The following is a 21,823-nucleotide window of genomic DNA, read 5'->3' as shown; positions in this document are numbered from 1 at the left end:
GGCCTGGCTCGCCGACCCCTCACAATGGAGGCGGGCGATCGCCGCCGCGGGGTACGGCGAGCCAGGACGAGAAAGGTGGGGCCGTCGTCGATGTCGGAGCCGGCGAACGACCGGGTCGGTGAGCTCATCGACGGGCGCTACCGTCTGTTGGCGCTCGTGGGGCGTGGCGGGATGGCCGACGTCTATCGAGCGCGCGACGAGCTGCTCGGGCGGGTGGTCGCCGTCAAGGTGATGCGCGCGGAGGCCGGGATCGAGGCCGAGGACGCGCTGCGGCGGCACGAGATGGAGGCGCGGATCGGCGCCGGCGTCTCGCACCCAGGGGTCGTCATCGTCTTCGACGTGCAGCCCGAGGGCGACCACCCGTACCTCGTCATGGAGTTCGTCCCGGGCCAGACCCTGAGCCGGGCGTTGCTCGGCGGTCCGCTCCCGTCGGAGGCCGTCGCCGACATCGGCGCCCAGCTCGGCGAGGCGCTCGGCGCTATCCACGATGCCGGCGTGATCCACCGCGACGTCAAGCCCTCCAACGTGATGCTCGTGGAGCGGACCGGTGGGTCGTACCAGGTGAAGCTCACCGACTTCGGTGTCTCCCGCTACCTCGAGGGGACGCGGCTGACCTCGCCTGACCTCCTGGTCGGGACGGCGCGCTACCTCAGCCCTGAGCAGGCGGTGCTCGACGACGTAGGCCCGCGCGCCGACGTGTACGCGCTCGGGCTCGTGCTGCTCGAGGCGCTCACTGGCGAGGAAGCCTTCCCAGGGTCGCGCGTCGAGACGCTGTCGGCGCGACTGCACCGTCCGCCGCGGATCCCGGCCGAGCTGGGCGCGGACTGGGCGCTCGTCCTCGGCGCGATGACACGCCGTGAGCCCGAGGACCGGCCCGACGCGCGTGGTGCGGCGTCGGCGCTGCGCGCCCTCGCGTCCGGGGGCGACGTCGCAGCCGCGCTCACGGCGGCCGGGGTCGTGATCGGTGACCCGACGGGCGAGGAGACGGTCGTAGGGGGCGAGCCGGTGGACGATGACCCCACAGAGCGCGCGGCGACCGCCGTGGGAGCGACGGCGGTTCTTGCGGGAGCCGCAGCCGCGGCGGCAGCAGAGGCTGCCGCCGATACGGTGCCCGACGAGGGCGCAGAGGCCGACACCGCGGCCGACACGGCTTCCCAGCCGGCGGTCGAAGAGTCGACCCCAGCGCCGACCCCGACCCCGACCCCGACTCCGGTGCAGACCGGCCCCACCGACGCGGACGGGGCGGATGGAGCGTGGGCGCGACGCGTCCCGTGGATCGTCGTCGCGCTCGTCGTGGTCGCGGCGGTCGCGGCCGTCTGGTGGGCGCTCGCCTCGGGTGATCGCGACCCGGAGTCGCCGACCGACCCGACGACCGATCCGACGACTCCGACGACGACCTCCCAGACGCCGACGACACCACCGTCGACCTCGACCACGGCACCCACGACGCCGACCCCGACGGCGACGCGGACGACCACCCCGCCACCGACGACGCCGACGCAGACCACCCCGACGACGACCGCGCCTCCGACGACGACGCCCCCTCCGACGACGACGCCGCCGCCCTCCACGACCGCGCCGCCCACCACGACCGCGCCCTCCCCGGAGGAGCCGACGCCGAACGACGACGGTGAGGCGCTGCCGACGCCGGGACCCGAGAACACCCCTCCTCGCACCGGTTGAGGTGGCGCGAGGGGGTCGCAGGTACGCTCGCAGCGTGAGTGCTTTCGCCCGTTACACCCTCGCCCGCCTCGGCTTCTTCGTCGTGGCCTTCGTCGTCGTCGGCCTCGTCGCCTCGATCTGGCTCGAGTGGAACTCCGTGACGGGCCTGTGGGTGGCGCTGATCGCGCTGGTCATCTCCGCCGTCGCCTCCCTGGTCCTCCTGCGCGGCATGCGCGACCAGGTCGCTCTCGCCCTCAAGGTGCGGGCCGACAAGATGCACGACCGGTTCGAGGCAGCACGCAGCGCCGAAGACGTGGACTGATCCCGTTGCCGCGCTCGTCGCCCGCCCGTCGGGCCTGGGTCGACGAGGCCGTACGCCGGGTCGACGCCGACGCCAACCGCAGTGCCGACACGCATCTGCACGTCTTCCCGCTGCCCGGCCCACCGGGGATCGAGCTCTATCTCAAGGACGAGTCTGTCCACCCCACGGGCTCGCTGAAGCACCGGCTCGCCCGTTCGTTGTTCCTCTACGCCCTGTGTAACGGCTGGGTCGGCCCCGACACGACGATCGTGGAGGCGTCCAGCGGGTCGACCGCGGTCAGCGAGGCCTACTTCGCCCGTCTCATCGGCGTCCCCTTCGTGGCGGTGATGCCGCGCAGCACGAGCTCGGCAAAGATCAGGCTGATCGAGTGGTACGGAGGCCGTTGCCACTTCGTGGACAGGCCGCCCGACATGTACGCCGAGGCCGCGAGGCTCGCGGCCGAGTGCGGTGGGCACTACATGGACCAGTTCACGTTCGCCGAGCGGGCGACCGACTGGCGGGGCAACAACAACATCGCGGAGTCGGTGTTCGTCCAGATGGCGCACGAGCGCCACCCCGTCCCGCGCTGGATCGTGGTCAGTGCCGGTACGGGAGGGACGTCGGCGACGATCGGTCGCTACGTGCGCTACCAGCGCCACGCGACGCAGGTGATGGTCGCAGATCCAGAGAACTCGGCCTTCCTCGACGGGTGGGACCTGGACACGTCGGACTACACGACCGGCAGCCCCTCGCGGATCGAGGGCATCGGGCGTCCGCGCATCGAGCCGTCGTTCGTCGGCGGTGTCATCGACGACATGCTGAGAGTCCCTGATGCGGCGTCGGTCGCAGCCATGCGGTGGTGCACGCGCCGCCTGGGGCGCAGCGTCGGTGCGTCGACCGGGACGAACCTCTGGGGTGCGCTGACCGTGATCGAGCGGATGCGCCAGGGCGGTGAGAGCGGGAGCGTCGTGACGCTGCTGTGCGACTCGGGCGACCGCTACGCCGCGACGTACTACGACGACGAGTGGCTGACGCTCCACGGCTTGGACATCGCTCCGTACGAGGCGACGCTGGCCTCGTACGAGGAGACCGGCGTCTTCGAGGGCTGAGCGCGGGTCACCGCCCGAGCGACAGCGCCGCCTCGGCGAAGGGGAGCGCGAGCGCCCGGTCGGCCTCGACGAGACCGACACGAGTCCGTCGCCCCAGCAGGTCGTCGACGTCGAGGGCACCCTCGTGCCGTACGGCGAAGGCGAGCTCCGCCGGCGTGGTCGGGATGTGCGGGGCGATCGGTGCGAGGACGTCCTGGTCGCCACCGGCTTCGGCGACTACCGTGAGCGCCTCCGTGCCGTACCGGGCGACCAGGCGCGGTGGGGCGTCGATCGCCGCCAGCGTCGTACGGTCGGCGGCTCCGACGAGCGGGAGGCGTGTCGTGCGAGAAGGGCCTGCCGTCCGGCGCGCAGCGGCCCACCCCGGTGTCGCGAGGGCGGCGTCGACGGCGTCCTCGGCCATCCGCCGGTACGTCGTGAGCTTGCCGCCGACGACGCTGACCAGGCCGTCGTCGCCGGTGAGCACCACGTGCTTGCGTGACAGGTCGGACGTCTGGTCGTCACCGGTGTCGAGCAGCGGTCGCAGGCCAGAGAAGGTCCCGATGACGTCAGCGCGGGTCAGTGGCCGCTGCAGAGCGCGCGAGATCGTGGCGAGCAGGAAGTCGATCTCGGCCTCGCTCGCCGTCGGGACGTCCGGGACCGCGCCGCGGACCTCCTCGTCGGTGAGCCCGACGTAGACCCGGTCGTCGTCGGTCGGCAGCGCGAAGACGAACCGCGTACGGTGCCCCGGGACCGGCGCCATGAGCGCCGACGTGAGCCCGCCGAAGGTCTCGGCCCGTACAACGAGGTGCGTGCCGCGGCTGGGACGCATCGTGATGCCGGGGGCGAGAGTGTCGGCCCACACTCCGGTTGCGTTGACGACGGTGCGCGCGTGGACGGTGAGCGACTCGCCTGTGAGCGTGTCACGCAGCACGGCCCCGCTGCCCGTCACCTCCACGGCCGCGGTACGGGTAAGGACGCGGGCGCCGAGCGCGGCGGCCGTACGAGCGAGGCCGACGACCAGGCGTGCGTCGTCGGCGAGCTGCCCGTCCCAGAAGGCGAAGCCGCCGCGCAGACCCGCGGCGCGGACGGTCGGCGCGACACGCTGGACCTCGAGCGCGGACAGGCGGCGCGAGCGCGGCAGCGTACGGCCCGAGGTGCCGGCGGCACGGCGCAGCGCGTCGCCCGCGAGGTATCCGGCGCGAACCATCGAGGCGGTCAGCGTGTCGACCGAGTCGAGGAGAGGGAAGACGTTGGGCAGCGCGCGGACGAGGTGCGGCGCGGTGCGCTCGATGAGGATGCCACGCTCGACGGCGCTCTCGTACGCGACGCCGACGTCGCCGGTCCCGAGGTAGCGCAGGCCGCCGTGCACGAGCTTGGAGCTCCAGCGGCTCGTGCCGAAGGCGAGGTCGTGCTTCTCGACGAGGATCACCGACAGGCCGCGGGAGGCCGCGTCGAGGGCGACGCCTGCTCCCGTGACGCCGCCGCCGACGACCAGGAGGTCGACCGGCTCGCGCTGCGCGGCGAGGTCGGCGAGGTCGCGGGCGCGCCGCGTGCGGTCGAGGGAGCTCGTGGGGGAGGGGCTCATGTGCGGCCGTCCTCGGGGTCGGGGGAGAGGTACTGGTCGAGGGCGGTGGCGAGCTGGGCGTCGAGGGCGTCCAGCTCCGGACCGGCTCCGGTGGTCGATCCGACGACGACGGGCGCGGTGACCACGAAGGACCACGCCAGCAGGAGGACGGTACGGGCCTGCAGGACAGGGTCGAGAACCCGTACGGAGCCGTCCTCATGGCCGGTGCGCAGCCCGTCCTCGAGCGTGCTGAGCATGTGCGCGGGCGTGCGACCGAGGCGCTGGAAGACGTACGGGACGAGGAGCTCGGGGTCGGACTCGACGATCGCCCGGTGGATCGGGTGGGCGCGGATCGTCGCGATCGTGCGGACGGCCCCGGTGACAAGCCGTTCGCGCGCGGTGGGCAGGTCTTGGGGGACGGACTCGGCCACGACGCGTGCCCACTCGCGGGTCAGCAGCGCGGCGACGACGGCGCGGACGTTCTCCCAGCGCCGATAGAGCGTGCCGCGCGCGACGCCCGCCCGTACGGCCAGGTCGGCCATCGTGAGCCTGTCCAGGCCGACCTGGAGGACGGCGTCGGCGGCCGCGTCGAGGATGCGGTCCTCGGGGATCGCCTTGCCTGACGCGGCCGGCTGGGAGCGGGCCCGCTCAAGATTCGACCGGCCAAGATTCGGCCGTACATTTAAACGTTCTGGCATGATGTGTTCAAATTTAGCACCGCCTGAGGGTGCGGACGCGTCGAGATCGGAGCACGTCGTATGTCGGAGCTGGACCTTCCTGTGGTGGACTTCGCCCCCGATCGCTGGGGCAACCCGGAGCACGCGATCACGCTCCCCGAGAGCCTCCAAGCCACGCTCGACGCGCTCGGCATCCACCCGCTCGCCGCGCCGGTCGCCCCCGAGGACGTCGCGCTCGGGGCGTCGGCGGTGCCGGCCGCGACCCGTACGGCGCTGGTCGAGGCGCTCGGCGCGCCGTACGTGAGCGACGAAGCCGTCGACCGCCTCCGGCACACCCGGGGCTGGTCGACTCCCGACATCCTCAAGATGCGTGCCGGCGACGCGTCCGATGCCCCCGACCTCGTGCTGCGCCCGGGCGGCCACGACGAGGTCGTCGAGGTCCTGCGGATCTGCAGCGACGCTGCGGTCGCCGTCGTGCCGTACTCCGGCGGCACGTCCGTCGTCGGTGGCCTCACACCCGGCCACGAGGGCTTCCACGGTGTGGTCGCGCTCGACCTGGGGCGCCTGGAGGGGCTGACCTCGCTCGATGCCGTGTCGCGGACGGCGACCCTGCGGGCGGGGACGCGAGGCCCTCGCGCCGAGGAGCTGCTGCAGGCCGACGGCTTCACGCTCGGGCACTTCCCGCAGTCGTACGAGGGAGCGTCGATCGGCGGGTACGCGGCCGCGCGCTCGGCGGGTCAGTCCTCGGCGGGGTACGGGCGCTTCGACGACATGGTCGTCGGGCTGGTCCTCGCGACACCCCGCGGCACGCTGGAGCTCGGCACGGCGCCGAAGTCGGCCGCCGGACCGGACCTGCGCCAGCTCGTCCTGGGCTCGGAGGGGACGCTCGGCGTGATCACGTCGGTGACGGTGCGGGTGCGCCCGGTGCCGACGGTGCGCGTGTTCGAGGGGTGGCGCTTCGCGTCGTTCGAGGCGGGGGCCGAGGCGGTGCGCCGGCTCGCGCAGGACGGACCACTGCCGACCGTGCTGCGGCTGTCCGACGAGGTCGAGACGGCGCTCAACCTCGCCGATCCGGCGTCGGCCGGCAGCGGCTCTTCGGGGTGCCTCGCCATCACCGGGTACGAGGGTGCGCCAGACGAGGTCGCCGCGCGCCGCGCCGCCGCGACCTCTGTGCTTCTCGAGCTCGGTGGCGAGCTGCTGGGCGAGGAGGCGGGGGAGAAGTGGCGTACGGGCCGGTTCCACGGGCCGTACCTGCGCGACCCCCTGCTCGATGCCGGCGCCCTCGTCGAGACGCTCGAGACAGTGACGTTCTGGTCGAACGTCCCGCGTCTCAAGCAGGCAGTGACCGAGGCCGTCCAGGGCGCGCTGCTGGTGTACGAGCTGCCGTCGCTGGTGATGTGCCACCTCTCGCACGTGTACGAGACGGGGGCGTCGCTCTACTTCACCGTCGCGTGCCCTCAGTCGGAGGACGCGCTCGCGCAGTGGGGGAGCGCGAAGGCCGCCGCGAACGCGGCGATCCGCGGCGTCGGTGCCGCGATCACGCACCACCACGGGGTCGGGCGCGACCACCGCGACACGTACGCCGAGGAGATCGGCCCGCTCGGCGTCGACGTGCTGCGCGCCGTGAAGGCCACGCTCGACCCGGCCGGGATCCTCAACCCCGGCGTCCTGGTGTCGCGATGAGCACCGGTCGTACGGAGGCCCGTGGGTTCACCGCGCTGGTGAACCCGATCTCCGGCAAGCGCGCGGCGCAGGACGCGTGGGAGCCGGTGGCGGCGCTGCTGCGTGAGGCGGGCGAGGACGTCGTGACGGTGGTGACCGAGAGCGCGGTGCATGCCGCTGAGGCCTCTGCCGTCGCCGCGCGCGAGGGGCGGGTCGCCGTCGCCGTCGGTGGTGACGGCATGGTGCGCGACGTGGCAGGCGGTGTCGTCGCCGCCTCCGGGACGATGGCGATCGTGCCGGGCGGGCGGGGCAACGATTTCGCGCACAAGCTCGGGGTTCCGGACGATGCGGCGGGGCTGGCCGAGATGCTGCTCGGCGGCCGCGTGCGCGAGGTCGACGTGATGGAGGCGGACGGCGTCGTCGTCCCGGGCAACCTGTACGTCGGTGTGGACTCGCGGGCGACCCGGATCATCAACCGCCTTCGTCGGGTGCCGGCGATCGTGGCGTACCGGGCGGGCGGGCCGCTGGCGATGATCACCTGGCGGGCTCCGACGTTCACGCTCACGACCGACGACGGCACGCGCGAGGTGCGGGCGCACAGCGTGATCGCGGCGAACTCCGGCTGGTACGGCCACGGGCTGAAGATCGTGCCGTCGGCCGAGGTGGACGACGGGCTGATCGACGTGATGGTGGCGCGCACCGACGGGCTCGGCCGGCGCAACATGGCCTCCTACATGTCTGAGGCGCGGACGGGGCGCCACGTCGAGCGCGACGCCGTCGACGTGCACCGGACGACGGTGCTCACCATCAGCGCCGACGCCGCGGTGCCTTTGTGCATGGACGGCGACGAGATCGGCACGCTGCCGGTGACCGTACGGCTCCGTGCGGGCGCGCTGCGGCTGGTCGTGCCGGGGTAGGGCTGCGGCACATGCGGTCCGAACGCGGCCTCGACCGGCTCCTCGCCTTCAGCGACGCCGTCGTCGCGATCGCGCTGACGTTGCTCGTCCTCCCGCTGGTCGACGTCGTCTCCCGGGCGAACGGTGCCGACAGCGTGCTCGACCTGGTGTCGGACGAGGGCGACGCGTTCGTGAGCTTCGCGATCAGCTTCCTCGTCATCTGGGTGCTGTGGGGCAACCACCACGCGATGATGGAGCACTTCAGGTCGTACGACGGCGGGGTCGTCGCGCTGCACTTCGTGTGGCTGCTGACGATCGTGCTGCTGCCGTTCACCACCCAGCTGCTCGACGCCTCGGACGGGATCGCTGGCGCGGCACCGACCTACGTCGGGACGCTGCTGGTCGCGATCGCGGCGCTCGTGGCGCTGGGATGGTGGGGTCGGTGGCGCCCGACGCTGCTGCGTGACGACGAGGACACCGCGAGATGGGTGGCGGAGCCGTCGGGCGTCGCGACCGTCGCGCTGCTCGTGGTCGCGCTCGGCGTCACGATCGCCGTGCCCTCGATCGGGATCTATGCGCTGTTCCTGCTGTTCCTCACGGGCCCGCTCGAGCATCTGAGCGCGGCGTGGCGCCGGCGCGGCACCGCATGACGCTCAGCGCAGGTGCTCGGCGAAGAACGCGCCGATCCGCCTCCACGCCTGCGGTGCGGCCTCGGGGTCGGGGCCGATCCCGGCGACGCGCAGCACGGGCTGGAGCACGCGCGGCCCACCCTGCGCGTCGTTGAGGAAGGCGTGCCCCGCGCCGTCGTACTCGCTGATCTCGTGCGGGACGCCTGCCGCGGTGAGCGCGGTCTCGAGTTGCGCCGCGCCGTTGCGGACCGTGCGGTCCTTCGTGCCGTACGACGCCACGACCGGGCACGAGGCTGCCACGACGTCGTCGAGGTCCTTGGGGATGAGGCCGTAGTTCACGCTGGCCGCGTCGTAGCCGCCCCGGCCCGCGACGAGCAGCGCGAAGCCGCCGCCGAGGCAGAACCCGATCACGCCGACCTTGCCGGTCGTGATCTTGCGGTCCACCAGCCACTGGCGGGCCGCGTCGATGTCGGAGAAGGCGCGCCCCTTGCCGCTGAGGAACGCGCGGCAGGTCGCGACGAGGCACCGCCGCGCGCCGCCGTCGCTGTAGAGGTCGACCGCCAGCGTCGCGTACCCCATCTCCGCCAACCGGTCGGCGTGACGGCGCATGTTGTCGTCGAGCCCGAACGCCTCGTGGATGAGAACCACCCCCGGCCAGGGGCCGGGACTAGTGGGTTCGGCGAGGTAGCCGCGCAGGTGACGGGACGCGTCAGGGACTGCGGTGCGGCTCAGGTCGATGTCAGGCATGCCGACACGGTACGGCTAGCGGCGGTGGGGTGACAGGGTCCTCTGGAACAGCGCCGCACCCTCGATGTCGCGCAGGGTGACGGTCAGCTCCTCCGTACGCCCGTCGATCTCGACCTCGCCGAAGAACTGCCAGCCCTCCGCCGGCGAGGTGTTCGCTCGCGGGGGCGCCGCCACAAACTCCGTGCGGGGGCCGAAGGTCGCGTCGAGCGCGTTGGGGCCGAACGCCCCGGCGTTGAGCGGGCCGGAGACGAACTCCCAGAACGGGTCGAAGTCCTGGTACGCGGCACGGTCGGGGGAGTAGTGGTGGGCCGCGGTGTAGTGGACGTCCGCGGTGAGCCATACGTGGTTGCGGATGCCGAGCCGCTGCAGCGCGGTGAGCACGGGGGCGAGGTCGAGCTCGCGCCCGCGCGGAGCGCCAGGATCCCCCTGGCCGATGCCCTCCTGAGCGGTGCCGTCTGGGACGACGAGGCCGATGGGCAGGTCCGCGGCGATCACCTTCCACGTCGCCCGCGAGCGCTCGAGCTCACGGATCAGCCAGCGGGTCTGCGTGGGCCCGAGAACGCCGCCGTCGCGCTCGGCCTCGGCGCCGGGCGTGTTCGGATCCTTGTGGGTACGCATGTCGAGGACGAACAGGTCGAGCATGGGACCGAGGTGCAGGACACGGTAGAGGCGTCCGTCGGGGTCCGGTGAGAGCGGTGCGACGGGCATGTACTCGTGAAAGGCGCGCCGCCCGCGCTCGGCGAGCACGTCGACGCGTTTCTCGGTGTAGCGGGCGTCGGTGAGGATCTCACCGGGATACCAATTGTTGGTGACCTCGTGGTCGTCCCACTGCGTGACCTGCGGGGTGTCGGCGAGGAATTGCCGCCAGTTGTCGGCCATGAGGTTGTATTTGAACTGCCCGCGGAACTCGTCGAGAGTCTCCGCGACCTTCGTCTTCTCGTCGATGACCACGTTGCGCCAGAGCGAGCCGTCGGGCAGGGTCACGGTCTCGGTGAGAGGCCCGTCCGCGTAGACGTTGTCGCCGCTGCACAGGAAGAAGTCGGCCTGACGACGCGCCATCGCGTCGACGATGCGGAAACCTCCGTACGAAGGGTTCACCCCCCAGCCCTGCCCCGCGATGTCGCCGGACCAGAGGAAGCGCACGTCCTCGCCCCGGGCCGAAGCCGTACGGAGGTGGCCGACCTCGGGGGCGCTCGAGCGACGCGGGTCCCGAAGGTCGACGGCGCGGATGCGGTAGTGGAGGTCGGCGCCCGCCGGAAGGCCCCGGACGGTGAAGCGACCGGTGAGGTCGGACTCGGGCGTGACGACAGGACCGCGGAGCGTGACGGCCTTGCGGAACGAGCTGTCGCGGGCAATCTCAGCGACGAGCCGCGCGGGACGGTCCGCGCGTGACCAGAGCGTGGCCTGCCGGGTGAGCACGTCGCCGGCCTGGACGCCGTGGGTGAGCGAAGGGCGGCCGGCCCGGACGAGCGCGGGCGCGGAGCGGGAGGTCGTACGGGCGGTGGCAGAAGCGGCGCCGGAGCCGAGGACGACGGCGCCGGCCCCGACGGCGGCCGCACCGCGCAGCAGCGCACGGCGGCCGAGGGCAGGTTCGGGCTGAGTGCGAGTCATGGCTCAGACGGTTCCGCGTCCGGGCGAACGTGGGGTGACGTGCGGGTGAGGATCGGGCGTCGTCCTCGCGCTGAACGTACGCCGGGCGATGGCGTACGTTGGCGCTATGTCTTCCTCCGCCATCGACCTCGGACGCCCCGTTTCAGGCGACGTCATCGACCTGATCCTCGACGACCACCGGCGCTTCGAGGACCTCCTGCGCCAGCTGCGCGACGCCAGCGCCGACCGCGACGCCGTACGACGCGCCTTCGCCGCGCTGCACGTCGCCCACGCGGAGGCCGAGGAGAAGGAGGTCTATCCGACGCTTCGACGTCGTGACGCCATCGACGCGCACGAGGAGGAGCACGGTGAGGAGGAGCATGCCGAGGGCAACCAGGCCCTGCTGGCCGTGCTGGAGCTGAAGGGGACGGACACCCAGGCCTTCGACGACGCCGTCGAGGAGCTGGCGCGGGTGGTGAACCACCACCTGACCGAGGAGGAGCTGACGATCCTCAACCCGGCACGCGAAGGCGTCGCGGAGCGCACTCGGCAGTCGCTCGGTGAGGCGTTCGCCCGCGAGCGGAACGCGCAGGTCGACTCCGACTGCGGGCGGCTCGAGAACGTCCGCGCGATCGTCGCGCGCGACAAGCAGAAGGGGCTCCTCGACGACGAGGAGTGATACCCGGCCGACGCGGCTGCGCGGTCAGGCGCCGAGCGTGAGCCCGACGGCGATCCCGATCGCGTACACGAGCTCGGCGATGCCGGTGTCGCGCAGCGTCGGCAGGAGACCGAGGCCGCGCTCGCCGCGTGCGATCGGCGTCGCCGCTCGCAGTGCCCACGGGAACGCGAGCAGACCGAACAGCGCGGCGGGCGTGTACGAGGCAAGCCACCAGACGGTGACGAGCGCGACGACGAGCAGGATCACGAAGAAGACCCGGGAGCCGCGGTCGCCGAGCACCACGGCGAGCGTCTGCTTGCCGCTGACGGTGTCGGTCGGGATGTCGCGGATGTTGTTGGCGACGAGGATCGCGCACGCGAGCGCGCCGATGCCGATCGACGCCGCGAGGCTCGGGCCGGTGAACTCGCCGAGCTGGACGTAGGTCGTGCCGAGCACGGCGACCAGCCCGAAGAACAGGAAGACGCTGACCTCGCCGAGCGCGTGGTAGCCGTACGGACGCGAGCCCCCGGTGTAGAACCAAGCGGCGGCGATCGCAGCGACGCCGACGAGCAGGAGCCACCAACCGGACGTCGCGGCGAGCACCAGCCCGAGTGCTCCGCCAACCCCGAAGCACGCGAAGGCCGCCTGCTTGACCGTGCTCGCGCTCGCCGCGCCCGACCCCACCAGCCGCATCGGGCCCACACGGTCGTCGTCGGTGCCCTTGACGCCGTCGGAGTAGTCGTTGGCGTAGTTCACCCCGACCTGGAGGGCGAGCGAGAGGAGGAGGCAGACGACCGCCTTCCACCAGACGGCGCCGTCGGCGTAGAGCGCGGCGCCGGTGCCGGCGACCACGGGAGCGACCGCGGCCGGGAGCGTACGGGGCCGGGCGCCTGCGATCCACTGCGATGCTGTTGCCACGACCGTCAATCCTTGCACCCGACCGATCACCCGCCGACGGCGGACCTTGCCTGCACGTCGCTTTGAGGGTGTCAGTGACCGTCGGCAAGCGACTGCTCGGCGTCACCCTCCACGCTGCCCGCTAGCGTGGAGGCCGTGGCAGACGACGAGTCCGGTGGCACGCTGCGCCCGGTGAGCGGGACCCCTCGCGAGGTCGAGGCGGCACTGCGCGAGTGGCTCTTCGCGCAGGCCGAGCCAGAGTCGCTGATCATCCGCACCTCGGGCTCCACCGGCAAACCAAAGGACGTACTGCTCTCGCGCCGCGCGGTCACGGCGTCGGCGCACGCAACCCACGCGCGCCTCGGCGGACCGGGCCAGTGGCTGCTCGACCTACCCGCCCAGTACGTCGCGGGCGTGCAGGTGATCGCCCGCTCGGTCCTTGCCGGCGAGCGGCCCGTCGTCGCGGCGGAGCACGCGAGCCTCGGCGACGCGATCGCAGCGATGGACGGTCCCCGCCGTTACGCCTCGCTCGTCCCCACACAGCTCCACCGCCTCGCGGAGTCCGGACAGCTCGGCGCGCTCGCCTCGCTCGACGCCCTGCTCGTCGGCGGGGCAGCGCTCGACCCCGCGCTCCGCGCCCGCGCAGCCGAGGCCGGGGTGCGGGTCGTGCGCACGTACGGGATGAGCGAGACCGCGGGCGGTTGCGTCTACGACGGGGTGCCGCTCGACGGCGTCGCCCTGCGGATCGACGTCGAGCGCCGGGTGTGGCTCGCCGGACCGGTGCTCTTCGACGGGTACGACGGCGACCCCGAAGCCACCGCCGAGGCGCTGCACGACGGCTGGCTCCGTACGTCCGACCTGGGCGAGCTCGACGCCGACGGGCGCCTGCGGATCCTCGGGCGTACCGACGACGTCGTGATCTCCGGGGGCGTCAACATCGCCCTCCCGCGCGTCGCGGAGGCGCTGCGCCGGGTCGACGGTGTCACCGATGCCGTCGCCGTCGGTGTGCCCGACCCCGAGTGGGGCCAACGGGTGGTCGCCGTCGTCGCCGGAGACGCCTCTCTCGATGCGCTGCGCGACGGGGTCGAGGCCGCGGACCTTCCTCGTACGTGGGCGCCGCGCCGCGCCGTCTTCGTCGACGCCGTCCCGCTGCTGGAGCACGGCAAGGTCGACCGCCGGGCCGTACAAGCGCTCGCCGAGAATGCCTGAGCGCCCCTAGCCTGGGCAGATGGTCCGACGACTCATCGCCGACGAGCGCGATGCCGGGCGCGCGGCGCGCAAGGTGATGCCGAGGCGAACCCACGGCGAGATCTCGTCGTACGACCGGGATCCGGTCGCGCTGCTCGACAGCCAGAACGCTCACCGCATCGCCGACCTTGTGCCGGTGCGGTGGGGGCGGATGCTGCAGTCGCCGTTCGCGTTCTTTCGGGGGAGCGCGGCGCTGATGGCCGCCGACCTCGCGGCCGGTCCGTCGACTGGCATGCAGGTGGTCGCGTGCGGTGACGCGCACCTGGCCAACTTCGGGCTCTACGCGTCCCCGGAACGCCGGATCGTGTTCGACCTCAACGATTTCGACGAGGCCAGCAACGCTCCGTGGGAGTGGGACGTCAAGCGCCTCGCCGCGAGCGTGGTCGTCGCGGGACGCGACCTCGGTTTCGACGATGCGACGACCACGCAGGCGGCGACGGGGGTTGCCGCGGAGTACCGAAGCCGCCTCGCCGAGCTCTTCGCGCGGTCCGCACTCGAGCGCTACTACGCCTCGATCGACACGACGTGGCTGGACGAGCACATGGCCGACCACGGTCGCGGGCTGCTCCGCAAGACGCTCAAGAAGGCGCGTCGCCGGACGTCCGAGCACGTGCTCCACTCGCTCACCACCACCGACGAGAGCGGCCGCACCCGGATCGTCGACGACCCGCCGCTCGTCCGGCACCCCCCGGTCGAGGCCGCCGCGCTCGCCGAGGACGTCCTGGCCGAGTACGCGAAGGTGCTGCGGTCCGACATCGCGATGCTCGTCGGGCAGTTCGCCCTCGTCGACGTGGCGATGCGGGTCGTGGGGGTCGGAAGCGTCGGCACGCAGGCGTACATCGCGCTGCTCGAAGGGCCCGGCGGACCACCCCTGTTCCTGCAGGTCAAGGAGGCGTCGGAGTCTGTGCTCGCCTCGTACGGAGGTATCCCGGCTGTGCCACCGGCCGGGACCCAGCTGCCCGCCGACGCCGGGGAGGGAGCGCGCGTGGTCGGTGCGCAACGCATCCTGCAGGCCGTCTCCGACCCATTCCTCGGCTGGTTCGCCGGGCCGCGGCGCTCGTTCTACGTTCGGCAGCTGCGTGACATGAAGGGCTCGATCGACCTGGCGGCGCTGACCGCGAGCGAACTGGTGAACTACGGCCGGCTGTGCGCCTCGCAGCTCGCCCGCGCACACGCGCAGAGTCCGACGGCGGCGTTCGTGGCCGGCTACCTCGGCAGCTCGGAGTCGTTCGACGAGGCGATTGCCCGTTGGGCCGTCGCGTACGCCGACCAGGTCGAGCGTGACCATGCCGCGCTGGAGGCGGCCGCCGACGCGGGGCGCATCCCGGTCGAGCGGGGGGTCTGAGGCGCGATTACCGTGGCCGTCGTGAGCGACCCCGACCTGACCTGGATCCCGTACACGACGCAGATGCGGACCCGATTCCGGGGGATCACCGTGCGAGAGGGGCTGCTGCTGCGCGGCCCGCAAGGGTGGGCGGAGTTCAGCCCGTTCTGGGACTACGACGCGCGTGAGTCCCGTCCCTGGTACGACGCGGCGTTCGTGAGCGCGACCCTCGCATGGCCTGAGCCCGTACGCGACGTGGTGGCGGTGAACTGCACGGTGCCCGCCGTCGGGCCGGAGACGGCCGTCCGGATCGCGACCGCCGGGCACGGCTGCCGTACCGCGAAGGTGAAGGTCGCCGAGCCCGGCCAGACCCTGGCCGACGACGAGGAGCGGGTCGCCGCGGTCCGCGACGCCCTCGGTCCGGGGGGAACCGTGCGCATCGACGCTAACGGCGCGTGGTCGGTCTCCGACGCGATCGACGCGCTGCGCGTGCTCGACCGTGCCGCGGGTGGCCTGGAGTACGTCGAGCAGCCGTGCCGCACCGTCGAGGAGCTCGCGGAGGTCCGTCGCGCGACCCAGGTCCCCGTCGCCGCGGACGAGTCGATCCGGCGTGCCGATGACCCGTACCGCGTGGCCGCCCTCGAGGCCGCCGACATCGCCGTCCTCAAGGTCCAGCCGCTCGGCGGCGTCGCCGCGTGCCTCGAGATCGCCGAGCGCATCGGGCTGCCCGTCGTCGTGTCGAGCGCGCTGGAGTCGTCGATCGGCATCGCGGCGGGTGTCGCGCTCGCCGCGGCGCTGCCGGAGCTTCCGTACGCGTGCGGGCTGGGCACGGTGACGCTGCTCGAGCAGGACGTCGTCGCCTCGCCGCTCGTCCCACGGGACGGGGTGCTGCCCGTGATCCGTCCCGAACCGTCCGCCGCGTTCCTCGCGCAGGAGCCGCCGCCGGACCTCTCCGTACGGTGGTCGTCGCGGCTCTCCGAGGTCCGGGCGGTGGCCCTGTGAACCCCTCGACCGCGCTTGGGCGCGTGCTCGTCGACGAGCTCGTCCGCAGCGGCGTGCGCGACGTCGTGCTCTGTCCCGGCTCACGCTCCGCGGCGCTCGCGCTCGCGCTGCATGCCGGCGACGCCCGCGGCGACCTGCGGCTGCACGTGCGCATCGACGAGCGCAGCGCCGGATTCCTCGCGCTCGGGCTCGCGAAGGGCTCGCACCAACCGGTCGTGGTGGTGACGACCTCGGGGACGGCCGCGGCGAATCTGTACCCCGCCGTCCTCGAGGCCTCACACGCGCGCGTGCCGCTGATCGCGCTCACCGCCGACCGGCCGTCCGAGCTGCGGGGGACCGAGGCGAACCAGACGACCGACCAGGTGAAGCTGTACGGCGCGGCGGTGCGCGCGTACGTCGAGATCGCCGCGCCGGAGGTGGTCCCAGCCTCGAGTGCCGCGTGGCGTGCGGCGGTCGCGCGCGTGGTCGATGCTGCGCGTACGGGGGGTCCCGTGCAGCTGAACGTGGCGTTCCGCGAACCGCTGGTGCCGTCGCCGGAGGACGTCGCTGCGCCGCTTCCCGACGCGCTGGCGGGACGCCCTGTCGGCGCTCCGTGGCGTGCGCCCGCCCCTGAGACCCCGCTGCTCCCGACGGTCCTGCCGCTCGGCCCGCGCACGGTCGTCGTCGCCGGCGACGACTCCGGACCCGCGGCGCGGATCCTGGCACAGGAGGCCGACTGGCCGCTGCTCGCCGAGCCGTCGTCGGGAGCGCGCAACGGGACGCACCCGATCGCCACGTACCGGTTGCTGCTCGGGTTGCCCGAGCTCGCGGACCGGATCGAGCGCGTCGTCGTCTTCGGCCACCCGACGTTGTCGCGGCCGATCTCGCGACTGCTGTCGCGTGACGACGTGGAGGTCGTCGCGGTCGGCTCGGCCCCGTACACCGATCCGGGCAACCGCCTCGCGGCCGCGTACCCGGCGGTGCGGGTCGAGGGCAGCGACGGCCTCGGCTGGCTCGAGGAGTGGCGACGCGCCGACGCGGCGACGCTGGCGGCCCTCGAGGAGCTGGTGCTGGAACGGGCGCCGCTCAACCCGTGGCAGGTGGCTCGGTCGGTGTCGCGTGCGGTCGGACCGTATGGGCTGCTCGTGGTCGGCTCGTCCAACCCGGTGCGCGACCTCGACCTGATGGCGGTCCCGTACCCGGTCGGCGAGCGGCGCATGGTGATGTCCAACCGTGGTCTGGCCGGCATCGACGGCGTGGTCTCCACCGCGATCGGCGCGGCGCTGGCGCGTCCGCGGTCGGCGGCGCTGGCGTACCTGGGCGACCTCACGTTCCTCCACGACAGCAACGGGCTCGTCATCGGGCCCGACGAGCCGCGCCCCGACCTCACGTTCGTGGTCGCCTCCGACGACGGCGGGAGCATCTTCTCGACGCTGGAGCAGGGGGACACCCCGTACGCGGAGGCCTTCGAGCGCGTCTTCGCGACGCCGACGCGGGTCGATCTCGGGCAGCTCTGTGCGGCGATGGGCGTGGCCCACGTCGTCGTCGAGTCCGTGGACGCGCTCGACGCGGTTCTCGCTGACACCGCCGAGGGGATCTGGGTCGTCGAGGCGCGGATCGGCCGTGCGGACCGGCGAGAGGCCGATCTCAAGATCGTGGCCGCTGCACGGTTGCATTGATACATCGACGATGTAACATAACCCGAGTCACGTCACTGGAGGCTTGGAGGGGTTATGACCGTCGCCGCTGTCGCGTTCCGCGAGACCGCCACGATCGACGACGTCACCGCACGTCTGCTGGAGTCGTCGGCCGCGCTGTCGTACGACCCGAACGTCGAGGTGAGGTGGGACGAGCCGATCCCCGACGACCACTACGGGCTCAACCCGGAGTGGAGCACGCTGTACGGCACGCGCCTGTGGGACGAGATGAGCGAGGAGCAGCGCGTCCTGCTCACCCGCCACGAGGTCGGCTCGATCATGCAGACCGGCATCTGGTTCGAGATGATGCTGCAGCAGCTCATCTTGCGCGACCAGTACGCCAAGAACCCGGCCAACAACGAGTTCCGGTTCGCCCTCACCGAGATCGCCGACGAGTGCCGTCACTCGCTGATGTTCGCCCGGACCTGCGAGGTCCTCGACATCCCGCAGTACCTTCCGCCGCGCGCGACCGTCGAGCTCGCACGCCTCCTCAAGACGACCGGCCGCGCCGAGCAGGCGTACGGGCCGATCCTCATCGCTGAGGAGATCCTCGACGTCATGCAGCGCGACTGGATGCGCGGTGAGAACGTCGTCCACATCGTCCGGAGCACGAGCAAGATCCACGTGGTCGAGGAGTCGCGCCACATGAAGTTCGCGCGGGCCGAGATCAAGCACAGCCTCAAGCACGCCGGCAGGTTCCGCCGCGAGATGTCCGCGCACCTGTTCGCAGGAGCGGCGTACTTCATCGCGCGCGCGATGGTCAGCCCCGAGGTGTACGCCAACGTCGGCCTCGACAAGCAGCGTGCCGTCGAGGAGGTCACGACCAACCAGCACCGCAAGGCCATGATGCGCCTCTCGTGCGTGCACCTCATGGACTTCCTCGCCGACTGCGGTCTGCTCACCAAGCGCGTGATGCCGATCTATCAGTCCGTCGACATGATCTGAGGCCGGACCCCATGGCCTACGCCGTCACGCAGAGCTGCTGCAACGACGCCACCTGTGTCTCCGTCTGCCCCGTCAACTGCATCCATCCGACACCGCAGGAGCGCGAGGCTGGTGCGGTCGAGATGGTGTTCATCGATCCCGACACGTGCATCGACTGCGGGGCGTGCGCCGACGCCTGCCCGACCGGCGCGATCGTGCCGGTCGACCTCCTCCGTGGACCCGACACCGTCTTCGCCGACCTCAACCGCGAGTACTACGAGGCTCACCCCGAGTCGGCCACGTGGGACGCACGGACCTTCCCGACGACCGTCCCGCAGGGCTTCGGCGCGCTGCGGGTCGCCGTCGTCGGCACCGGCCCCTCGGCCGCGTACGCCGCGCGGGCGCTCCTCACGACCTCGCCCGCGCACGTCACGATGATCGACCGTCTCCCTGTCGCCGGAGGGCTGCTGCGCTCCGGCGTTGCCCCGGACCACCCGGACACCAAGCGCATCGAGGACGCGTTCGCCTGGACGTACGACCACCTGCGGGTCTCCGTCCAGCTCAACGTCGAGGTCGGCACCGACGTCACGCACGCGGAGCTGCTCGAGCACCACGACGCGGTCGTGTACGCCGTCGGGGCCGCGGAGGACAAGGTGCTCGGCATCCCCGGCGAGGGCCTGGCCGGGAGCGTGTCGGCGACGGCTCTCGTCGCTTGGTACAACGCGCAGCCCGACCGCGCGCACGGCGACGTCGACCTCTCCTCCGAGCGGGTCGTCGTCATCGGCAACGGCAACGTCGCGCTCGACGTCGCGCGGGTGCTGCTCACCGAGCCCGACGTGCTCGCCCGTACGGACATCGCCGACCATGCGCTGGACGTCCTGCGTCGCAGCGCGGTGCGCGAGGTCGTCGTGCTCGGCCGCCGTGGCCCCGAGGACGCCTCGTACTCGCGTTCCGAGCTCGTCGGCATGCGCACGATCCCCGGCGTCGACCTCGTCGTCGAGGACCACCCTCGTACGGTCGAGGCGGTCGAGGCTGCGCCCGTCGGCTCCAAGGCGGCGATGCTGCGCGACCTGCCACGCGTGAGGCTCGACGACTCCGAGGCGCCCGCCGCCGGCAAGCGCGTGGTGCTGGCGTTCTGGAGCGCGCCGGTGGCCCTCGAGGGTGAGGGCGCGGTGACCGGCGTCCGGACGGCCGAGCGCGTCCTCGCCACCGGCCTCGTCGTACGGTCGATCGGCTATCGCGGCACACCCGTGCCCGGGCTCCCGTTCGACGAGACCACGTCAACGGTGCCCAACGAACGCGGGCGTGTCCTCGACGCCGAGGGTCGGCCGATCCCCGGCACGTACGTCGTCGGCTGGATCAAGCGCGGCTCGCGTGGCGGCATCGGCGCCAACCGTGCCTGCGCCCAGGAGACGGTCGAGGCGCTGGTCGAGGATGCGTCGGCGGGCCTGCTCCCGGCGCCGTCCGGCACGGCGGGCGACTTCGCCGCACTCCTGCGCTGGCGCCGCAAGGACGTCGTCGGGCTGCGTCGGATGCGCGCGATCGATCGTGCCGAGCGGCTCGCCGGCGCCTCGCAGGGTCGGCCGCGACGCAAGCTCGCGACAGTGCCCGAGCTGCTTGCGGTCGCCGTCCCTGGGCGGTGGCGGCGCTAGTTGACCTGGCGCTGCTGGCCCTCCCAGTACGGGGCGCGCAGCTTGAACTTCTGCAGCTTGCCGGTCGCCGTACGGGCGAGCTCGTCACGGAACTCGATGCGTTTGGGGCACTTGTAGCCGGCCAGGTGCTGGCGCGTGTGCGCGATGAGCACCTCGGCGGTCACGGCCTCGGCGTCGGGGTCGACCACCACCAGCGCCGTCACGAGCTCGCCCCACTTCTCGTCGGGGATCCCGATGACCGCCACCTCGCGGACGGCCGGGTGCAGCATCAGCGCGTCCTCGACCTCGATGGACGTGACGTTCTCGCCGCCGGAGATGATGACGTCCTTCTTGCGGTCGGCGATCGTGAGGTGGCCGTCCTCGAACGTGCCGCCGTCGCCGGTGTGGAACCACCCGCCCTCGAGGGAGACGGCGGTGGCGTCGGGGTTCTCCCAGTAAGCGTCGAGGTTGTGGTTGGACTGCGCGAGCACCTCGCCCGTGTCGTCGATCATGATCCGTACGCCCACCGCAGGGGCCCCCGCGCGTCCGAGCAGCCGTGCTTGCTCCAGCGGCTCGAGGTCGTCCCACTCTGCGCGCATCCGGCTCATCGTGAGCAGCGGCGAGGTCTCGGTGAGCCCGTAGATCTGGATGAACTCCCAGCCGAGGTCGCTGCGTACGCGCTCGATCGTGCGGGTCGGCGGCGGGGCGCCGGCGACGATGATGCGCACCCTGTCGCGGCCGGGGATCTCGCCGTCCCACGTCTTCGCCGCGTCGAGCACGGCGGCGACGACGGCCGGCGCCGCGCACATGAAGGTCACACCGTGGCGCTCCACGCGGCGCAGGATCTCGGCGCCGTCGATCTTGCGGATCACCACGTGCTTCGCGCCCATGCCGGTGGCCGCGTACGGCATGCCCCATCCGTTCGCGTGGAACATCGGCAGCGTGTGCAGATAGACGTCACGGTCGTTCACCGAGGCCTGCCAGCCGAAGATGCTCGCGTTGGTCCACAGGTTGCGATGGGTCAGTTGGACGCCCTTGGGTCGCGCCGTCGTCCCCGACGTGTAGTTGATCGTCGCCGTGGCGTTCTCGCCTTGTCCCGAGCCTGTCGAAGGGTCAGGGTTCTCCCACGGCTGCGGGTCGCCGTGCGTCGCCCACATGGGCTCGTCGCCCTCGCCGATCACGATCACGTGCTTCGCGGTGACCGTGTCGAGGAGCGAACGGACCTCCGGATCGACGATCAACACCTCGGCGCCGCTGTGCTCGACGATGTACTTCACCTCGGCGGGCGCGAGGCGGAAGTTGACCGGGACCAGCACCCGGCCCCAGCCGGAGACGCCGAAGAACGACGTCAGCAGTCGCGCCGAGTTCTGCGAGACGATCGCGACGCGCCCGCCCCGCGGGACGCCGAGGTCGTCGAGGTATGCCGCCTGCGAGCGGGCGCGCCGCCCGAGCTCGGCGTACGTGATCTCGCCCCACGACGGCGCGGGCTGGTCGGGCTCGTCGACGACCGCGATCCGGTCGGGATAGACGGTGACGGCGCGGTCGAGGAAGTCGCGGACGGTCAGCGGGAAGAACATCGAGCACCTCGTACGGTCGGCGGCGGGCGCGGTCACGCGAAGTGACCCTGCTCACGTCCTATCACGCACG

At 72.3% G+C, this 21,823-nt stretch carries 19 protein-coding genes; 13 read left to right on the top strand and 6 right to left on the bottom strand.

Annotated elements, in window-relative coordinates; translation table 11 throughout:
- Positions 1-90 precede the first annotated feature (90 nt).
- Genes HCT63_RS14220 through HCT63_RS14210 form a run of 3 tightly spaced genes read left to right on the top strand, consistent with a single transcriptional unit; the run spans position 91 to position 3,072 of the window.
- Positions 91-1,683 (top strand): serine/threonine-protein kinase, encoded by a 1,593-nt coding sequence (locus HCT63_RS14220; protein ID WP_167006024.1) that lies wholly within the window; start codon positions 91-93, stop codon positions 1,681-1,683.
- Between the two features lie 34 nt (positions 1,684-1,717).
- Positions 1,718-1,984: a DUF4229 domain-containing protein gene (locus HCT63_RS14215; RefSeq protein WP_167006021.1), complete on the top strand. Its 267-nt coding sequence runs from the start codon at positions 1,718-1,720 to the stop codon at positions 1,982-1,984.
- A gap of 5 nt (positions 1,985-1,989) precedes the next feature.
- Positions 1,990-3,072 carry a PLP-dependent cysteine synthase family protein gene (locus tag HCT63_RS14210; protein ID WP_167006018.1) on the top strand — a complete coding sequence of 361 codons (1,083 nt, stop codon included), beginning with the start codon at positions 1,990-1,992 and terminating at the stop codon, positions 3,070-3,072.
- A 7-nt stretch (positions 3,073-3,079) separates the two neighbouring features.
- Here the strand turns inward: HCT63_RS14210 and HCT63_RS14205 are convergent, their stop codons facing one another.
- Together HCT63_RS14205 and HCT63_RS14200 are read right to left on the bottom strand one after the other, a co-directional pair.
- Positions 3,080-4,636 (bottom strand): glycerol-3-phosphate dehydrogenase/oxidase, encoded by a 1,557-nt coding sequence (locus HCT63_RS14205; protein WP_167006015.1) that lies wholly within the window; start codon positions 4,634-4,636, stop codon positions 3,080-3,082.
- Positions 4,633-5,313 (bottom strand): TetR/AcrR family transcriptional regulator, encoded by a 681-nt coding sequence (locus HCT63_RS14200; protein WP_167006011.1) that lies wholly within the window; start codon positions 5,311-5,313, stop codon positions 4,633-4,635. The genes HCT63_RS14205 and HCT63_RS14200 overlap by 4 nt, the downstream gene beginning before the upstream one ends.
- Positions 5,314-5,373: 60 nt before the next feature.
- On the opposite strand from HCT63_RS14200, the gene HCT63_RS14195 reads away from it, so the two are divergent.
- The 3 genes from HCT63_RS14195 to HCT63_RS14185 are packed head-to-tail and all read left to right on the top strand — an operon-like array spanning position 5,374 to position 8,500.
- Positions 5,374-6,975 carry an FAD-binding oxidoreductase gene (locus HCT63_RS14195; RefSeq protein WP_167006009.1) on the top strand — a complete coding sequence of 534 codons (1,602 nt, stop codon included), beginning with the start codon at positions 5,374-5,376 and terminating at the stop codon, positions 6,973-6,975.
- Complete coding sequence (locus HCT63_RS14190) at positions 6,972-7,871, top strand: diacylglycerol kinase family protein (RefSeq protein ID WP_167006006.1); 900 nt, start codon at positions 6,972-6,974, stop codon at positions 7,869-7,871. Before HCT63_RS14195 ends, HCT63_RS14190 begins: the two co-directional genes overlap by 4 nt.
- A gap of 11 nt (positions 7,872-7,882) precedes the next feature.
- Positions 7,883-8,500, top strand: coding sequence for a TMEM175 family protein (locus HCT63_RS14185; RefSeq protein WP_167006003.1), 618 nt, complete (start codon positions 7,883-7,885; stop codon positions 8,498-8,500).
- Between the two features lie 3 nt (positions 8,501-8,503).
- Here HCT63_RS14185 and HCT63_RS14180 read toward each other — a convergent pair whose 3' ends face one another.
- Together HCT63_RS14180 and HCT63_RS14175 are read right to left on the bottom strand one after the other, a co-directional pair.
- Positions 8,504-9,226, bottom strand: a complete 723-nt coding sequence (locus HCT63_RS14180; protein ID WP_167006000.1) for a dienelactone hydrolase family protein — start codon at positions 9,224-9,226, stop codon at positions 8,504-8,506.
- A gap of 15 nt (positions 9,227-9,241) precedes the next feature.
- Positions 9,242-10,837, bottom strand: a complete 1,596-nt coding sequence (locus HCT63_RS14175; RefSeq protein ID WP_167005997.1) for an alkaline phosphatase D family protein — start codon at positions 10,835-10,837, stop codon at positions 9,242-9,244.
- A 106-nt stretch (positions 10,838-10,943) separates the two neighbouring features.
- Here HCT63_RS14175 and HCT63_RS14170 point away from each other — a divergent pair, with 106 nt between their 5' ends.
- The gene (locus tag HCT63_RS14170) at positions 10,944-11,495 is read left to right on the top strand and encodes a hemerythrin domain-containing protein (RefSeq protein ID WP_167005994.1); all 552 of its coding nucleotides are present in this window, start codon (positions 10,944-10,946) and stop codon (positions 11,493-11,495) included.
- Between the two features lie 24 nt (positions 11,496-11,519).
- On the opposite strand, the gene HCT63_RS14165 is transcribed toward HCT63_RS14170, so the two are convergent.
- On the bottom strand, positions 11,520-12,392 hold the full coding sequence (locus HCT63_RS14165) for a 1,4-dihydroxy-2-naphthoate polyprenyltransferase (RefSeq protein WP_167005991.1): 873 nt from the start codon (positions 12,390-12,392) through the stop codon (positions 11,520-11,522).
- Between the two features lie 135 nt (positions 12,393-12,527).
- Here HCT63_RS14165 and HCT63_RS14160 point away from each other — a divergent pair, with 135 nt between their 5' ends.
- The 6 genes from HCT63_RS14160 to HCT63_RS14135 all read left to right on the top strand — a co-directional run bounded on the left by HCT63_RS14160 (position 12,528) and on the right by HCT63_RS14135 (position 20,197).
- Positions 12,528-13,580, top strand: a complete 1,053-nt coding sequence (locus tag HCT63_RS14160; RefSeq protein WP_243843037.1) for an AMP-binding protein — start codon at positions 12,528-12,530, stop codon at positions 13,578-13,580.
- Between the two features lie 19 nt (positions 13,581-13,599).
- Positions 13,600-14,964 carry a DUF2252 domain-containing protein gene (locus HCT63_RS14155; protein ID WP_167005988.1) on the top strand — a complete coding sequence of 455 codons (1,365 nt, stop codon included), beginning with the start codon at positions 13,600-13,602 and terminating at the stop codon, positions 14,962-14,964.
- A 63-nt stretch (positions 14,965-15,027) separates the two neighbouring features.
- Entirely contained in the window at positions 15,028-15,945 is a 918-nt protein-coding gene (locus HCT63_RS14150; protein WP_167007153.1) for an o-succinylbenzoate synthase, read from the top strand.
- Positions 15,942-17,603 (top strand): 2-succinyl-5-enolpyruvyl-6-hydroxy-3-cyclohexene-1-carboxylic-acid synthase, encoded by a 1,662-nt coding sequence (gene menD, locus HCT63_RS14145; RefSeq protein ID WP_167005985.1) that lies wholly within the window; start codon positions 15,942-15,944, stop codon positions 17,601-17,603. Before HCT63_RS14150 ends, menD begins: the two co-directional genes overlap by 4 nt.
- 54 nt (positions 17,604-17,657) lie before the next feature.
- Complete coding sequence (locus HCT63_RS14140) at positions 17,658-18,566, top strand: diiron oxygenase (protein ID WP_167005983.1); 909 nt, start codon at positions 17,658-17,660, stop codon at positions 18,564-18,566.
- Positions 18,567-18,577: 11 nt separating this feature from the next.
- Positions 18,578-20,197: an FAD-dependent oxidoreductase gene (locus HCT63_RS14135; protein WP_167005980.1), complete on the top strand. Its 1,620-nt coding sequence runs from the start codon at positions 18,578-18,580 to the stop codon at positions 20,195-20,197.
- Here the strand turns inward: HCT63_RS14135 and HCT63_RS14130 are convergent.
- Complete coding sequence (locus HCT63_RS14130) at positions 20,194-21,789, bottom strand: AMP-binding protein (protein ID WP_243843036.1); 1,596 nt, start codon at positions 21,787-21,789, stop codon at positions 20,194-20,196. The two genes, HCT63_RS14135 and HCT63_RS14130, sit on opposite strands and share 4 nt — an antisense overlap.
- Positions 21,790-21,823 lie beyond the last annotated feature (34 nt).

The sequence above is a fragment of the Mumia sp. ZJ430 genome (genome assembly GCF_011751845.1).
GTDB lineage: Bacteria > Actinomycetota > Actinomycetes > Propionibacteriales > Nocardioidaceae > Mumia.
The sequence above is the reverse complement of the archived record's forward strand: the minus strand, read 5'-3'. Positions and strand labels throughout refer to the sequence as shown.

Excerpts from the sequence above, each read along its gene's own strand:
- HCT63_RS14200 (WP_167006011.1), bottom strand. The coding sequence starts at position 5,313 with ATGCCAGAACGTTTAAATGTACGGCCGAATCTTGGCCGGTCGAATCTT.
- HCT63_RS14135 (WP_167005980.1), top strand. The coding sequence starts at position 18,578 with ATGGCCTACGCCGTCACGCAGAGCTGCTGCAACGACGCCACCTGTGTC.
- HCT63_RS14195 (WP_167006009.1), top strand. The coding sequence starts at position 5,374 with ATGTCGGAGCTGGACCTTCCTGTGGTGGACTTCGCCCCCGATCGCTGG.
- HCT63_RS14205 (WP_167006015.1), bottom strand. The coding sequence starts at position 4,636 with ATGAGCCCCTCCCCCACGAGCTCCCTCGACCGCACGCGGCGCGCCCGC.
- HCT63_RS14140 (WP_167005983.1), top strand. The coding sequence starts at position 17,658 with ATGACCGTCGCCGCTGTCGCGTTCCGCGAGACCGCCACGATCGACGAC.
- HCT63_RS14190 (WP_167006006.1), top strand. The coding sequence starts at position 6,972 with ATGAGCACCGGTCGTACGGAGGCCCGTGGGTTCACCGCGCTGGTGAAC.
- HCT63_RS14155 (WP_167005988.1), top strand. The coding sequence starts at position 13,600 with ATGGTCCGACGACTCATCGCCGACGAGCGCGATGCCGGGCGCGCGGCG.
- HCT63_RS14170 (WP_167005994.1), top strand. The coding sequence starts at position 10,944 with ATGTCTTCCTCCGCCATCGACCTCGGACGCCCCGTTTCAGGCGACGTC.
- HCT63_RS14185 (WP_167006003.1), top strand. The coding sequence starts at position 7,883 with ATGCGGTCCGAACGCGGCCTCGACCGGCTCCTCGCCTTCAGCGACGCC.
- HCT63_RS14220 (WP_167006024.1), top strand. The coding sequence starts at position 91 with ATGTCGGAGCCGGCGAACGACCGGGTCGGTGAGCTCATCGACGGGCGC.
- HCT63_RS14180 (WP_167006000.1), bottom strand. The coding sequence starts at position 9,226 with ATGCCTGACATCGACCTGAGCCGCACCGCAGTCCCTGACGCGTCCCGT.
- HCT63_RS14175 (WP_167005997.1), bottom strand. The coding sequence starts at position 10,837 with ATGACTCGCACTCAGCCCGAACCTGCCCTCGGCCGCCGTGCGCTGCTG.
- HCT63_RS14150 (WP_167007153.1), top strand. The coding sequence starts at position 15,028 with ATGCGGACCCGATTCCGGGGGATCACCGTGCGAGAGGGGCTGCTGCTG.